The organism is Streptomyces sp. NPDC048606, from assembly GCF_040650855.1.
Taxonomy (GTDB): Bacteria; Actinomycetota; Actinomycetes; order Streptomycetales; family Streptomycetaceae; genus Streptomyces.
On record NZ_JBEZIB010000008.1, the window covers coordinates 82,508 to 95,038 of the forward strand.

Sequence of the window (12,531 nt, forward strand, 5' to 3'; positions counted from 1 at the left end):
CGCGCGGCCGTCACCCGCACGGTCCCGTGCCGGATGCGGGGGCGCGGGGGCGCTGTGAGAGTGCGAGATGTGACCACAGCCCCCGCCGTCCCCGCCGCGGCGCCGCCCCTGCCGGACCGGCGGACGCGCAACGTGATCTTCGGGACGATCATGTTGGGCGTGCTGCTGGCCGCCCTCGACCAGACGATCGTGGGCACGGCGCTGCCCACGATCGTGGCCGACCTCGGGGGCGGCGACCACATGTCGTGGGTGGTCACCTCCTACCTGCTCGCCGAGACCGTCGCGACCGTGCTGGTCGGCAAGTTCGGCGACGTCTTCGGCCGCAAGCTCATCTTCCAGATCTCGGCGATCGTCTTCATCACCGGCTCCTTCCTGTGCGGCCTCGCGGGCAACATGACCCTGCTGATCCTGTGGCGGGGCGTGCAGGGCATCGGGGCCGGCGGGCTGATGGTCACCGCCATGGCCCTGATCGCCGACGTGGTGCCGCTGCGCGAGCGGGGCAAGTACCAGGGCGCCATCGGCGCGGTCTTCGGGGTCGCCACCGTCATCGGGCCCCTGCTGGGCGGCCTGTTCACCGACCACCTCACCTGGCGCTGGTGCTTCTACGTCAACGTGCCCATCGCCATCCTCGTGGTCATCGCGGCGGCGCGCACGATCCCGACCGGACGGGCCGAGGGGCGGCCGGTCATCGACTACCTGGGCATCGCGCTGGTGGCGATCGGTTCGAGCGCCCTGATCCTCGCGACGAGCTGGGGCGGCAACGAGTACGCCTGGAACTCCGCCGTGATCATCGGCCTGTTCGTCGTGGGCGTCGTGGCCCTGGGCCTCTTCTGCCTCGCCGAGCTGCGGGCCGTCGAACCGATGCTGCCGATGCGGCTGTTCCGCAACCCGGTCTTCAGCGTCTGCTCGGTGCTGAGCTTCGTCGTGGGCTTCGCGATGCTCGGCGCGATGACCTTCCTGCCGACCTACCTCCAGTACGTGGACGGGGACTCGGCCACCGTCTCCGGTGTCCGGACGCTGCCGATGGTCATCGGCCTCCTGATCGCCTCCGTCTTCAGCGGCAACGTCACCAGCAAGACCGGCCGCTACCGGATCTTCCCCATCGTCGGCTGCGCGGTGATGGGAGCGGGCCTCTACCTGCTGTCGCTGATGGGGCCGGGCACCAACACCTGGCTGGAATCGCTGTACATGTTCGTCCTCGGAGTCGGCATCGGCCTGTGCATGCAGGTGCTCACGATCGCCGTGCAGAACACCGTGGACTACGCCGACCTCGGCACCGCCACCTCCGGCGTGACCTTCTTCCGCACCCTCGGCAGCTCCTTCGGGACCGCCGTCTTCGGCACCATCTACGCCAACACCCTGGCCCCGAGGCTGAAGACGGCCGTCGCCGAGGCCGCCGCGGCCACCGGCCAGGACCCGGCGCGCATCAGCGCGGCGGCGCAGAGCCCGCAGGGCGTGCGCGAACTGCCGCCCGACGCCGCCGCCCCGGTCGTCGCCGCGTACGCCGACACCCTCCAGACGGTGTTCCTGTGGACCGTGCCGGTGGCGGTGGTCGGCTTCGTCGTCGCCCTGTTCCTCAAGCAGGTCCGGCTGCGGGACTCCGCGCGGGCCGCCTCGACCGACATGGGCGACGGGTTCGCCTCGCCGGCCTCGGCCTCCGGGGACTCGGCGAAACTGCTGGAACTCGCCGTCGGCAAACTGGTGCGCACCATGGGCCCCGACACGGCCCGGCAGATCGTCAACGGATCGGACACGCGGCTCGACATCGCCGGCGCGTGGGCGGTCATGCAGGTGGACCTGCTGACCCGGACGGTCGGCCACGCCGCCCTCTCCATGGTGGCCGCCCGACGTTCCGTGCCGCCGGAGGTGCTGCTGCCGGTCTTCGACCGGATGGCGGAGGAGGGGTACCTGACGCGGGAGAACGGCTTCTTCTCGCTCACCCCGGCCGGCCAACGGGAGGCCGACGTCATCTCGGCGGCCTGGGCGCGGTGGCTGGGCGACCGGCTGGAGAAGGACCGGGGACGCCCGCGCAGCGCCGAGCTGCGGGCGGCGGCCGACGCGATCGCCAAGCGGCTGCTGGCGGAGGACCTGCGGGAGGGCCACTTCGCGCCGGTGCGCGCCGGACGGGAGCGGGGGGCGTAGGGGCGTGCGTCGTCAGGTGCGCTGGCGCGTGGTCGGGTAGTCGTACGAGGGCACGCGCGGGAGCGTCGGGAGGTCGGGCCGCCACGTGCGCAGGACGGCCGCCGAGGGCGCGTAGAGCTCCACCGGGATCTCCCGCGGGGCGAACCACCGCCAGAGGGCGATCTTGTGGGGCTCGGTGACGGTGGGCGCGCCCTCGGCGGAGCGGGTGAGCGCGGCGGCCGTCAGGCGGGTCACGCCGGTGGCGGGGGATAGCTGCACGGCCAGCACCTCGACGTCCCGCGGATCCACCCGCAGGGCCGTCTCCTCGGCCAGTTCGCGGGCGGCCGCCCCCTCGAAGCCCTCGCCCGGGTCGACCTTGCCGCCCGGCAGCTCCCAGCGGCCGTCGTGCGCCCGGCCGAGCAGCACCCGGCCGTCGGCGTCGAGCACGATCAGCCCGACGCCGACCACGGCGTTCGGTCGGGGGACGGCCCGCACGGCGGGGCGGGCGGCTTCGGGGGTGTGGTGCACGGTGTGGTCCATGGGGTGTCTGTCCTTCCGGGCGGGCGGGGGCCCGTCCGTCTCTCGGAGCACATCATCGGTCACTCCGGACGCCTCGCGCACCCGTACGAATGCGGGACTGGTGTGCGGGTTTCGGCCACGTCCGCTTCGTGCAGGCTCCGGTTGGTCCGATCGTCGTACGTTCGTCGGTTCAGGGGGTCCGCATGGCGCATGTGCTGATCGTCGGCGGCGGGGTCGCGGGGCTCGCCACCGCGCTGCTGCTCGCCCGGCGGGGACACACGGCCGAGGTGTTCGAACGCGACACCCGCGCCCCCGGCACCGCCCTGGACCGGGACTTCTTCGACTGGCGCCGGACCTCCGTGCCGCAGGCGGCGCAGCCGCACGTCCTGCTCGGCGCCGCCCGCCAGGTGCTCGTCACCGAGCTGCCCGACGTCCACGCCGAGATGCTGCGGCTCGGGGCGCGGGAACGGCACGAGCTGGACTGGTTCGACGTACGGCCCCCCGAGCGGCCGGGCGACGAACGGCTCGTCATGATCCAGGCCCGCCGCATCGTGCTGGAGAGCGCCCTGGCCGGCGCGCTGCGGGCCGAGCCGGGCGTGGTGACGCGCCACGGGGAGCCGGTCACCGGCCTGCTGACGGCGGCCGGGGCCGGGAGCGGGCGCGGTGGGGGAGGCGCGGGGAGAGGCGTCGGGGGCCGGGACGCCGCGGGGCGGGACGGGATCCGGGTGACCGGGGTGACCACGCACGCCGGTGCCTACGGAGGGGACCTCGTCGTGGACGCCGGCGGCCGCAGGGGCGGCTGCGAACACCGGCTGGTGGACGCCGGCTGCCGCCCGTGGAGCGTCGAGCGCCACCGTACGGGGCTCGCGTACTTCTGCCGCTGGTACCGGCTGCCCCCGGGCACGGACGAGGGACCGCGCCGGCCGTGGACCGTCACCGGCGGCGGCTTCGCGGGCTGCGCGGTCTTCCCGGCCGACAACCGGCTCTTCGCCGTCACCCTGTTCCTGCACACCTCGGACCCGACCCGCTCCGCGCTGCGCGACCCCGCCGTCTTCGAGGAGGCCGCCCGCTCCTTCCCGCCGGGCGCCGCCTGGCTGGCGCTGGGCGGCGAACCGCTGTCCGGGGTCCTGGCCACCGCGAGCCTGGACAACCGGTGGAGCACCCTCGCCGACGAACGCGGCCCGGTGGTGAGCGGGCTCGTGCCCGTCGGGGACGCCCTCGCCCACACCAACCCGACCCTGGGCCAGGGCACCTCCCTCGCCCTGTGGGCCGCGCGCCGGGTGGCCCGCACGGCGCACCTGGACCCCGGGTCGACCGAGTTCGCCGCGGGCCACCACGCCTGGGCCGTCCGTACGGTGAAGCCCTGGTTCGACTACCAGGTCGCCGCCGACACGGCCATCGGGGACCGCTTCGCGACCCGGGCCGGCCGGACGGGGACGGGGACGGCGCGGGCGGTGGCCGCGCTCTTCGAGTGCGCCCTGGAGGACCCGGAGGTGATGCGGGCCCGCGCCAAGGTCCGCCACCTGGCCGAACCGCCCGCCCGGGCCTACGCCGACCCCCTCGTCCGCTCCCGGGTGGCCCACTGGCTCGCGCTCCGCCCCGGATTCCTCCCCCACGACGCCGGCCCGGACCGCGCCCACTGGGAACGCCTCACCGCCGGCTGACCGATGCCGGTCGTCCTTGGCCCGCACCCCGGAGCGTTGCGCGAGAGCCGCCTCTTGACTCCGATCAGGCGCATTGGAGAGAAGGGCGTTCGGCGATCTGATCGGGGGTGAGCCCGTACACGACCAGGTTTCCGGTCCACAGGTGGTCACGGTGGGCGTACGTCGCCTCGAAGGACACTCGCTTTCCACCGGGCTCGAGCTTCCAATCCCGCCTTTCGTACCGCACGATCTGATCGCTGCCGCACACGAACGAGCGAGTGGCCTGTACGAGAATCCACTGTCCGAGTTCGGTGTCCTTGGCGGCGGACTTCCTATCCGGTTTCCCGTTCCGTCAAAAGGCCGTCTCGGATGCCTTCGGCGAGGCTCCGCATCTCGTCTCCGGACAAGGCGGATTCCTCGAACCCTGCGAACTTCCGGACGTACATTTCGACATCGCGCGGATCTGTGACGACCATCTCGGCGTGCACGGTTTCCACGGTCACCAGGCGGTCGTCCCGGATGACGAACGCGTGATTGGCGATGTCTGTCTGAGGGGCGGAAAGCGGTACGACCCTGATGTCCACGTGGGCGAGCCGGGACACGGAGACGATGCGGTCGAGCTGCGCGGCCATCATCTGGGGCGGGACGATCCGCCACCGAAGGACGGGTTCCGTGATGACGAAGCGGAGGTTCTTCGCCCCGTCGAACAGCACGGCCTGACGCTCAAGCCTTCCGCTGATCGTCCGTGTGAGGGCGTCCTCACTCAGGTCGTGGCGCCGGAGTACGGCGCGGATGTACTCGGGTGTCTGGAGCAGTCCGGGGACCAAGGCGGGCTGGAACAGTCGCAACGTGGTCATGTGGGCTTCAAGCGCCTTCGCCGCCTGCTGACCCTTGTGGATGCCCGCTCTCTTGAGGTGGCGCCAGGCGGTGGCCTCCGTGGTCGCCGCGCGGGCCGCCGCCGTGTACTCGGCTTTGACGACGTCGGAGACGCCTATGGCGGTGAGGATGCGTTCCACGTCCGCGGCGCTCGGCAGGAGGTTGGCGTTCTCGATCTTCGAGAGCTTGGACGGAGACATGAGAGCGCTGCGGGCGACCGCTTTGGCTTCCTTTCCGGATGCCTCTCGCAGTGCCCGCAGCGCGGCCCCGAGCTGTGCCTTGTTCACTCGCCGTACTTCGCCCACCAGTCGGCGAACGGCTCCGCGTGGGCGAGTGCCGTTCGCCGGTAGGCGACGTAGTCGGCGGCTTCGTCTCGCGGAAGTACCTCGGCGCCGAGAAAGGCGCCGGCGTCGTCGTACCGCATGACCGCGGTGTCCTCGGAGTCGAAGAGCCAGAAGTCGGGCGCGGCTTCCAGCGGGTTCGACGCGCCCGTCACGTCGAGGATGAAGAACTCTTCTCCGGCGGTCGTGTTCGTGCGGTATCCCCAGCCCAGTTCGAATCGGAGGTACTCCGTGAGGGGTCGCCTGAGGACGTGTACGCGGTACACCCGCTTGCCCTGCTGAGTCAGGCGCCGGAGTTCTTCGAGCCATTCGGTGTTGTAGCCCGCCGGTCGCCCCAGTCCGGCCCGGAACGCCCGGTACGCGTCGATGTTCCCCGACCCGCTGTAGTCGTCCAGCGTCTCCAGGCGAAACGCCTCGTGCCGGAACCGTTCGAAGAGTTCGGCGAGGCCGCTAGATGAGGCCATTTGCGATGGCCTTCTTGATCAGCTCAGCGGGGATCTCGACGAGGGTTTCGTGAGCGGGGATGCTGAGCCCGTGGTCGGTGGGACTCTCTCCCTGCACGAGGAACGTGCCCCTGTCGGTCGCGTAGAGCGTCGGGCAGTCCTTCAGGTCGCAGGTGCTGATCAGCTTCGTCACCTTCATGGCTTCCGGTTCCCCTCTCCCGTTCGGCGGAGTGCCGCGTTCGATGCTCCCGAGCGGGTGGTCCCGGGGTCAAGCGATCACGGTTGAGGGAACGGGAAACCGGCCCGGGGCGTCCTCAGGGTTCCGACGGGCCGAGGACTTCGGTCAGGTCGTAGCCCACCACTTCCTCCAGCTGGTCATAGGTGCAGCTCTCGGGGGTGCGGTCGGGGCGCCAGCGGGCGAACCGGGCCGTGTGGCGGAAGCGGTCGCCCTCCATGTGGTCGTAGCGCACCTCGCAGACCCGCTCGGGGCGCAGGGGTACCCAGGACAGGTCCTTCTTGCCCGTCCAGCGGCTCTGCGCGCCCGGGAGACGGGCGCCCTCGTGCGCGGACTCCTCGGTCCAGGCGGCCCAGGGGTGGCCGTGGGCGTCGGGCATGCGCAGGGGGTCCAGCTCCTCCACCAGCTCGGCCCGGCGCTTCATGGGGAAGGCCGCGCAGACGCCCACGTGCTGGAGGGCGCCGTGCCCGTCGTACAGCCCGAGGAGGAGCGATCCGACAATCGGACCGCTCTTGTGGAAACGGAAACCGGCGACGACGACGTCGGCCGTACGCTCGTGCTTGATCTTGAACATGAGTCGGGCATCGGGCCGGTAGGGGAGATCGAGGGGCTTCGCGATCACCCCGTCCAGCCCGGCGCCCTCGAACCGTTCGAACCACTCCCGCGCGAGCGCCGGGTCGGTGGTCGCGGGCGCGAGATGGACGGGGGGCAGTGCGGTGGACAGTGCGTCGACGAGCAGGGCGCGGCGCTCGCCGAGCGGGGTGTCGAGGAAGGCCTCGTCACCGAGGGCGAGCAGATCGAAGGCGACGAAGGAGGCCGGGGTCCTCTCGGCCAGCAGCTTCACGCGGGAGGCGGCCGGGTGGATCCGCTCGGTCAGCCGGTCGAAGTCGAGACGGCCGCCGTGGACGATCACGATCTCCCCGTCCATCACGCAGCGGATCGGCAGGTTCTCCTTCAGCGCCTCCACCAGCTCCGGAAAGTACCTGGTCAGGCTCTTGCCGGTGCGGCTGCCGATCTCGACCTCGTCACCGTCGCGGTGCACGATCGCCCGGAAGCCGTCCCACTTGGCCTCGTACTGCATCCCCGGCGGGATCTTCGCCACCGACTTGGCGAGCATCGGCTTGACGGGCGGCATCACCGGCAGGTCCATACCCGGCATTCTGCGCCGCTCCGTCCGGGCGCGCCCGGTGTGCGCACCCGCCCGGGCCCGCCTACCGTGGCGCACATGGGTGCTGCGGGTGCTGCGATCGAGCTCGACGCCGGCGGGCGGACGGTACGCCTGTCCAGTCCGGACAAGGTGTACTTCCCCGAGCGGGGCCTCACCAAGAGGGACGTCGCCACCTACTACCTCGCCGTCGCGGACGGGATCACCCGTGCCCTGCGCGACCGGCCCACGACCCTGGAGCGGTTCCCCGACGGGGTGGAGGGCGAGTCCTTCTTCCAGAAGCGGGCCCCCAAGAACCTGCCCGACTGGATCCCGACCGCGCACATCGCCTTCCCCAGCGGGCGCACGGCGGACGAGATCTGTCCCACCGAGCCGGCCGCCGTCCTGTGGGCCGCCAACCTGGGCTGCCTCACCTTCCACCCGTGGCCGGTGCGGCGCGAGGACACCGACCGGCCCGACGAGCTGCGCATCGACCTGGACCCGCAGCCGGGCACCGACTACCACCACGCGGTGGCCGCCGCCCACGAACTGCGCGCCCTGCTGGAGGAGCTGGGCCTGCGGGGCTGGCCGAAGACCTCGGGGGGCAGGGGCCTGCACGTCTTCGTGCCGATCGCGCCGCGCTGGACCTTCACCGAGGTGCGCCGGTGCGCGATCGCCCTGGGCCGGGAGCTGGAGCGGCGCATGCCGGGGAAGGTCACCACGGCCTGGTGGAAGGAGGAGCGCGGCGAGCGGATCTTCGTCGACTACAACCAGACCGCCCGTGACCGGACCATCGCCTCGGCGTACTCCGTCCGGCCGCGCCCGCACGCCCCCGTGTCCGCCCCGCTGCGGTGGGAGGAGGTGGACGACGCGGAGCCGCGCGACTTCGACATCGTGACGATGCCGGCGCGCTTCGCCGAGGTGGGCGACCTGCACGCCGACATGGACGAGCACGCCTTCGGTCTGGAGGCGGTGCTGGAGCTGGCCGACCGCGACGAGCACGAACACGGCCTGGGCGACATGCCGTATCCGCCCGACTACCCGAAGATGCCGGGCGAGCCCAAGCGGGTGCAGCCGAGCCGCGCGAAGCACGAGGAGTGAGCGCGCGGGGGTGGGCTGCCGGCAACCGCCGGCGGGCGGTGTTGATCAGGCGTTGATCGGACGTCCATCTCGGGCGGCCACGATCGGCGCATGTCGATGAACACCACCACCACGACCACCCCCGCCTGGTACGACCTCGCCCTGTGCGCGCAGACGGGCCCGGGGTTCTTCTTCCCGGAGCCGGGCTCCTCGCTCACGGACGCGAAGCGGCTGTGCGGGGCGTGCGAGGGGCGGGCGGCCTGCCTGGAGTACGCGCTGGCGAACGACGAGCGCTTCGGCGTGTGGGGAGGGCTCTCGGAGTCCGAGCGCCGGGCCCTGCGCCCGGCCGGGGGCCGCTGACGCGCGCGCCCCCGGCGGAGCGGGGCTCGGCCGGGGGCGGTGGCTGTCGTGCGGGGGCGCGTCGTGCGCGGGCGGGGCGTGCGGGGGCGCGTCGTACGCGGGCGCGTCGTGCGGGAGGTCAGCCCTTGCGGGCGGCGAGGCGGGCGGCGCGGGCCGCGAGGCGCTCGTCGAACTTGCGCGCCTCGGAGTCCAGGCCGTCCATGAACAGACCGAGCTCCTCCTGGGCCTTCTGCCCCTCGGGTCCCAGACCGTCGATGCTCATGATCTTCAGGAAGCGGATCACGGGGCTCAGCACGTCGTCGTGGTGGATCCGCAGGTTGTAGACCCCGCCGATCGCCATCTGCGCGGCCATCCGCTCGAAGCCGGGCATGCCGTGGCCGGGCATCCGGAAGTTGACGACCACGTCGCGCACGGCCTGCATCGTCAGGTCCGGGGCGATCTCGAAGGCCGCGCCCAGCAGGTTGCGGTAGAAGATCATGTGCAGGTTCTCGTCCTGCGCGATGCGGGCCAGCATCCGGTCGCAGACCGGGTCACCGGACTGGTGGCCGGTGTTGCGGTGCGAGATGCGGGTCGCGAGCTCCTGGAAGGCGACGTAGGCCACCGAGTGCAGCATCGAGTGGCTGTTGTCGGACTCGAAGCCCTCCGACATGTGCTGCATCCGGAACGCTTCCAGCTTGTCCGGGTCCACGGCGCGCGAGGCCAGCAGGTAGTCGCGCATCACGATGCCGTGGCGGCCCTCCTCGGCCGTCCAGCGGTGCACCCAGGTGCCCCAGGCGCCGTTGCGCCCGAAGAGGGTCGCGATCTCGTGGTGGTAGCTCGGGAGGTTGTCCTCGGTCAGCAGGTTGACCACGAGCGCGATCTTGCCGATGTCCGTGACCTTGGACTGCGAGGGGTCCCAGGCCTCGCCGTCCTCGAAGAAACCGGGGAAGTTGCGGCCGTCGCTCCACGGGACGTACTCGTGCGGCATCCAGTCCTTGGTGACCTTCAGATGGCGGTTGAGTTCCTTCTCGACCACCTCTTCCAGCGCGAACAGCAGCTTGGCGTCGGTCCACGCCTCCGAGCTGCCGAGGTGGGGAGAGGTGATCGTCACGGGTGCTCCTGGGGACAAAGCGAATTACCTACGGTTCCGTAGCCTACGGAGTCGTAGGTTAAGCGCGACATCAAGGCCAGCCAAGCCCCGGCCGTGCCTATGCCCGGTTACATCCCGTTATCCATGCAGTTCGAGGGGTCGCCGAAGGGGCGAGGGGGGCCGAGAATCACGCCGGAAGGTGGCCCGCGACCCCGCCTTGACGGCCGGAACCGGTATCCGGTCCCGGCCGTCGGCACGCCCCCCGCCGCTACCAGCGGGAGTCGCGGACCTCCTCTGCCGTGGTGGCCCGCAGCTCGCCGTCGAGCACGAGCCAGCGCGTGATGCCGATCGACTCCAGGAACGGCACGTCGTGGCTGACGACCAGCAGCGCGCCCTCGTACGACTCCAGGGCGTCGGTGAGCTGCCGCACGCTCGCCAGGTCCAGGTTGTTCGTCGGTTCGTCCAGCATCAGCAGCTGGGGAGCCGGCTCGGCCAGGAGCAGGGCCGCGAGCGCGGCCCGGAACCGTTCGCCGCCCGACAGGGTGCCGGCGGCCCGGTCGGCGCGGGCGCCGCGGAACAGGAAGTGCGCGAGACGCGCCCGGATCTGGTTGACCGTGGCGTGCGGGGCGAACCGCGCCACGTTCTGGGCGACCGAGAGCGCGTCGTCCAGGACGTCGATCCGCTGGGGCAGGAAGCGCGTCGGCACGTGCGTCAGCACCTCCCCGGACTCCGGGGCGAGCGTCCCGGCGATCGTCCGCAGCAGCGTCGTCTTGCCCGAGCCGTTCCCGCCGACCAGGGCGATCCGCTCCGGCCCGCGCAGTTCCCACTCGCCCGCCACCCGAGCCCCGTGGGCCAGGCGCACGTCGCTCAGGGTCAGGACCCGGCGACCGGGAGGGACCTGCGTCGCCGGCAGCTCGATCCGGATCGCGTCGTCGTCGCGGACCGCCTCCACCGCCTGGTCCAGCCGCTCGCGGGCGTCCGCGAGCTTCCCGGCGTGCATGATGCGGTGCTTGCCCGCCGACTCCTGGGCGGACCGCTTGCGGGCACCCATCACGATCTTCGGCTCGCGCTTGTTCTCGAACATCTTCTGCCCGTACCGCTTGCGGCGGGCCAACTTCACCTGGGCTTCGGCCAGTTCGCGCTTCTGGCGCTGTACGTCGGCCTCGGCCACCCGCACCATCCGCTCGGCGGACTCCTGCTCGGCGGCGAGCAGCTCCTCGTAGCGCGTGAAGTTGCCGCCGTACCAGCGGACCTCGCCGTCGCGCAGGTCGGCGATCTGGTCGACCCGGTCCAGCAACTCCCGGTCGTGGCTGACCAGGACCATCACCCCGGACCAGGACTCCACCGCCGCGTACAGGCGCCGGCGGGCCCGCAGGTCCAGGTTGTTGGTGGGCTCGTCGAGCAGGAGCACGTCCGGGCGGGCGAGCAGCAGGGCCGCCAGCCGCAGCAGGACGCACTCGCCGCCCGACAGCTCGCCGACGGTGCGGTCCAACCCGATGCCGGTCAGACCGAGCTGGTCCAGCGTGGCCCGGGCCCGCTCCTCGACGTCCCAGTCGTCGCCCACGGCGGCGAAGTTGGCCTCGGTGGCCTCGCCCGCCTCGATGGCGTGCAGGGCGTCGCGGGTGGCCCGGATGTCGAGCGCCTCGTCGACGCGCAGGGAGGTGTCGAAGGTGACGGTCTGCGGCAGGTAGCCGATGGTGCCCGCCACGGACACCTGTCCGTCCGTCGCGGCCAGTTCACCGGCCAGCAGTTTCAACAGGGTGGACTTCCCGCAGCCGTTGAGCCCGATCAGGCCGGTCCGGCCGGGACCGACGGTCAGGTCGAAGTCCTCGAAGACGGGAGTGCCGTCGGGCCAGTCGAAGGACAGGGCGGAGCAGGTGACGAAAACAGGGGCATGACTCATGGAGGCCTCCAGGTTGCGTAAGGGGTGCGTGCAACGCGGGGAGACAGCCGACTGTCACGGGAAAGGGGTGGTGGTCGGTGTCTCGGACCTCAGAAGAGCAACGTCCTGCTCCGTTTCGACGGCGATGGGGCGTCATCGAAACTACGGGCGGCCGGAGCCGCCCGCAAACGAATTACGGCGACGGGCGCGCGCGGCGCCGCGGGGGCTCAGTGCGGACCGCGCATCAGCTCGGCCAGGCCGTGGTCCAGGTCGAGGTACAGGTGCTCCGTCCCGGGGATCACGATCTCGGCGGCCCGCTCCAGGAAGCGCTGGAGTTCGGCGGTGGTCATCAGCACGATCGCCACCCCCTCGGGGGCGTGGAACTCGATCGAGGTCCGGTCCCCGTCGTAGGGGCGGACGCGCACGTCCCCACAGCCGGCCGGGTTGCGGACGCCGGACATCAGCAGCTCGCGGGCGAAGGTCCACGACACCTCGACGCCCTCCAGCGTGGCCAGGGCGGGGAAGGCCATGCGGACGGCGAAGGGGTCCGCACGGTCGTAGCAGAGGGTGACGGGCACGGTCTCGACCTTCGGTGCGGTGGCGACCAGTCGGGCCTGTACGGCCTGCTCGATGACAGTGATCAAGGCGCGCTCCCTTGCGGCGGATCTGCTGCCGGGCTGTGGGGTGGAACCCGGGCAACCGGATAGACGCCGGAATCGGCAGATCCGTGCATGGCCGATGACGTGAGCTGTGTCACCGATTGGCCTGATGTCATCCGTCTGATCGCACAGAGTGACCGTACGGGGTGCGCGGCGCAA

At 71.6% G+C, this 12,531-nt stretch carries 12 protein-coding genes; 4 read left to right on the forward strand and 8 right to left on the reverse strand.

What is annotated here, in order from left to right; all coding sequences use genetic code 11:
- The first annotated feature begins 33 nt into the window (after positions 1-33).
- Positions 34-2,142 (forward strand): MDR family MFS transporter, encoded by a 2,109-nt coding sequence (locus AB0D01_RS11065; RefSeq protein ID WP_363054818.1) that lies wholly within the window; start codon positions 34-36, stop codon positions 2,140-2,142.
- A 12-nt stretch (positions 2,143-2,154) separates the two neighbouring features.
- Here the strand turns inward: AB0D01_RS11065 and AB0D01_RS11070 are convergent, their stop codons facing one another.
- Complete coding sequence (locus AB0D01_RS11070) at positions 2,155-2,661, reverse strand: NUDIX domain-containing protein (protein ID WP_363054819.1); 507 nt, start codon at positions 2,659-2,661, stop codon at positions 2,155-2,157.
- 89 nt (positions 2,662-2,750) lie between these two features.
- Between AB0D01_RS11070 and AB0D01_RS11075 the strand changes: the two genes are divergently transcribed.
- Entirely contained in the window at positions 2,751-4,304 is a 1,554-nt protein-coding gene (locus tag AB0D01_RS11075; protein WP_363054820.1) for an NAD(P)-binding protein, read from the forward strand.
- Between the two features lie 311 nt (positions 4,305-4,615).
- On the opposite strand, the gene AB0D01_RS11080 is transcribed toward AB0D01_RS11075, so the two are convergent.
- The 4 genes from AB0D01_RS11080 to AB0D01_RS11095 all read right to left on the reverse strand — a co-directional run bounded on the left by AB0D01_RS11080 (position 4,616) and on the right by AB0D01_RS11095 (position 7,328).
- On the reverse strand, positions 4,616-5,446 hold the full coding sequence (locus tag AB0D01_RS11080) for a helix-turn-helix transcriptional regulator (RefSeq protein WP_363054821.1): 831 nt from the start codon (positions 5,444-5,446) through the stop codon (positions 4,616-4,618).
- Positions 5,443-5,964, reverse strand: coding sequence for a DUF6879 family protein (locus tag AB0D01_RS11085; RefSeq protein ID WP_363054822.1), 522 nt, complete (start codon positions 5,962-5,964; stop codon positions 5,443-5,445). Before AB0D01_RS11085 ends, AB0D01_RS11080 begins: the two co-directional genes overlap by 4 nt.
- Positions 5,951-6,142: a hypothetical protein gene (locus tag AB0D01_RS11090; protein ID WP_363054823.1), complete on the reverse strand. Its 192-nt coding sequence runs from the start codon at positions 6,140-6,142 to the stop codon at positions 5,951-5,953. Before AB0D01_RS11090 ends, AB0D01_RS11085 begins: the two co-directional genes overlap by 14 nt.
- Positions 6,143-6,257: 115 nt before the next feature.
- A complete protein-coding gene (locus tag AB0D01_RS11095) occupies positions 6,258-7,328 on the reverse strand; it encodes an ATP-dependent DNA ligase (RefSeq protein ID WP_363054824.1) in 1,071 nt (356 codons plus the stop codon).
- 75 nt (positions 7,329-7,403) lie between these two features.
- Here AB0D01_RS11095 and ligD point away from each other — a divergent pair, with 75 nt between their 5' ends.
- Positions 7,404-8,423, forward strand: a complete 1,020-nt coding sequence (gene ligD / locus AB0D01_RS11100; protein ID WP_363054825.1) for a non-homologous end-joining DNA ligase — start codon at positions 7,404-7,406, stop codon at positions 8,421-8,423.
- 90 nt (positions 8,424-8,513) lie between these two features.
- Positions 8,514-8,762: a WhiB family transcriptional regulator gene (locus tag AB0D01_RS11105; protein ID WP_363054826.1), complete on the forward strand. Its 249-nt coding sequence runs from the start codon at positions 8,514-8,516 to the stop codon at positions 8,760-8,762.
- 118 nt (positions 8,763-8,880) lie between these two features.
- Here AB0D01_RS11105 and AB0D01_RS11110 read toward each other — a convergent pair whose 3' ends face one another.
- The 3 genes from AB0D01_RS11110 to AB0D01_RS11120 form a co-directional block, all read right to left on the reverse strand.
- On the reverse strand, positions 8,881-9,852 hold the full coding sequence (locus AB0D01_RS11110) for an acyl-ACP desaturase (RefSeq protein WP_363054827.1): 972 nt from the start codon (positions 9,850-9,852) through the stop codon (positions 8,881-8,883).
- Positions 9,853-10,099: 247 nt separating this feature from the next.
- The gene (locus AB0D01_RS11115) at positions 10,100-11,734 is read right to left on the reverse strand and encodes an ABC-F family ATP-binding cassette domain-containing protein (protein ID WP_363054828.1); all 1,635 of its coding nucleotides are present in this window, start codon (positions 11,732-11,734) and stop codon (positions 10,100-10,102) included.
- Between the two features lie 206 nt (positions 11,735-11,940).
- Positions 11,941-12,357 carry an SsgA family sporulation/cell division regulator gene (locus AB0D01_RS11120; RefSeq protein WP_363054829.1) on the reverse strand — a complete coding sequence of 139 codons (417 nt, stop codon included), beginning with the start codon at positions 12,355-12,357 and terminating at the stop codon, positions 11,941-11,943.
- Positions 12,358-12,531: the final 174 nt, after the last annotated feature.

Coding starts and splice junctions, on each gene's coding strand:
- AB0D01_RS11105 (WP_363054826.1), top strand. CDS start 8,514: ATGTCGATGAACACCACCACCACGACCACCCCCGCCTGGTACGACCTC.
- AB0D01_RS11070 (WP_363054819.1), bottom strand. CDS start 2,661: ATGGACCACACCGTGCACCACACCCCCGAAGCCGCCCGCCCCGCCGTG.
- AB0D01_RS11095 (WP_363054824.1), bottom strand. CDS start 7,328: ATGGACCTGCCGGTGATGCCGCCCGTCAAGCCGATGCTCGCCAAGTCG.
- AB0D01_RS11075 (WP_363054820.1), top strand. CDS start 2,751: ATGCGGGACTGGTGTGCGGGTTTCGGCCACGTCCGCTTCGTGCAGGCT.
- AB0D01_RS11115 (WP_363054828.1), bottom strand. CDS start 11,734: ATGAGTCATGCCCCTGTTTTCGTCACCTGCTCCGCCCTGTCCTTCGAC.
- AB0D01_RS11090 (WP_363054823.1), bottom strand. CDS start 6,142: ATGAAGGTGACGAAGCTGATCAGCACCTGCGACCTGAAGGACTGCCCG.
- AB0D01_RS11085 (WP_363054822.1), bottom strand. CDS start 5,964: ATGGCCTCATCTAGCGGCCTCGCCGAACTCTTCGAACGGTTCCGGCAC.
- ligD (WP_363054825.1), top strand. CDS start 7,404: ATGGGTGCTGCGGGTGCTGCGATCGAGCTCGACGCCGGCGGGCGGACG.
- AB0D01_RS11065 (WP_363054818.1), top strand. CDS start 34: ATGCGGGGGCGCGGGGGCGCTGTGAGAGTGCGAGATGTGACCACAGCC.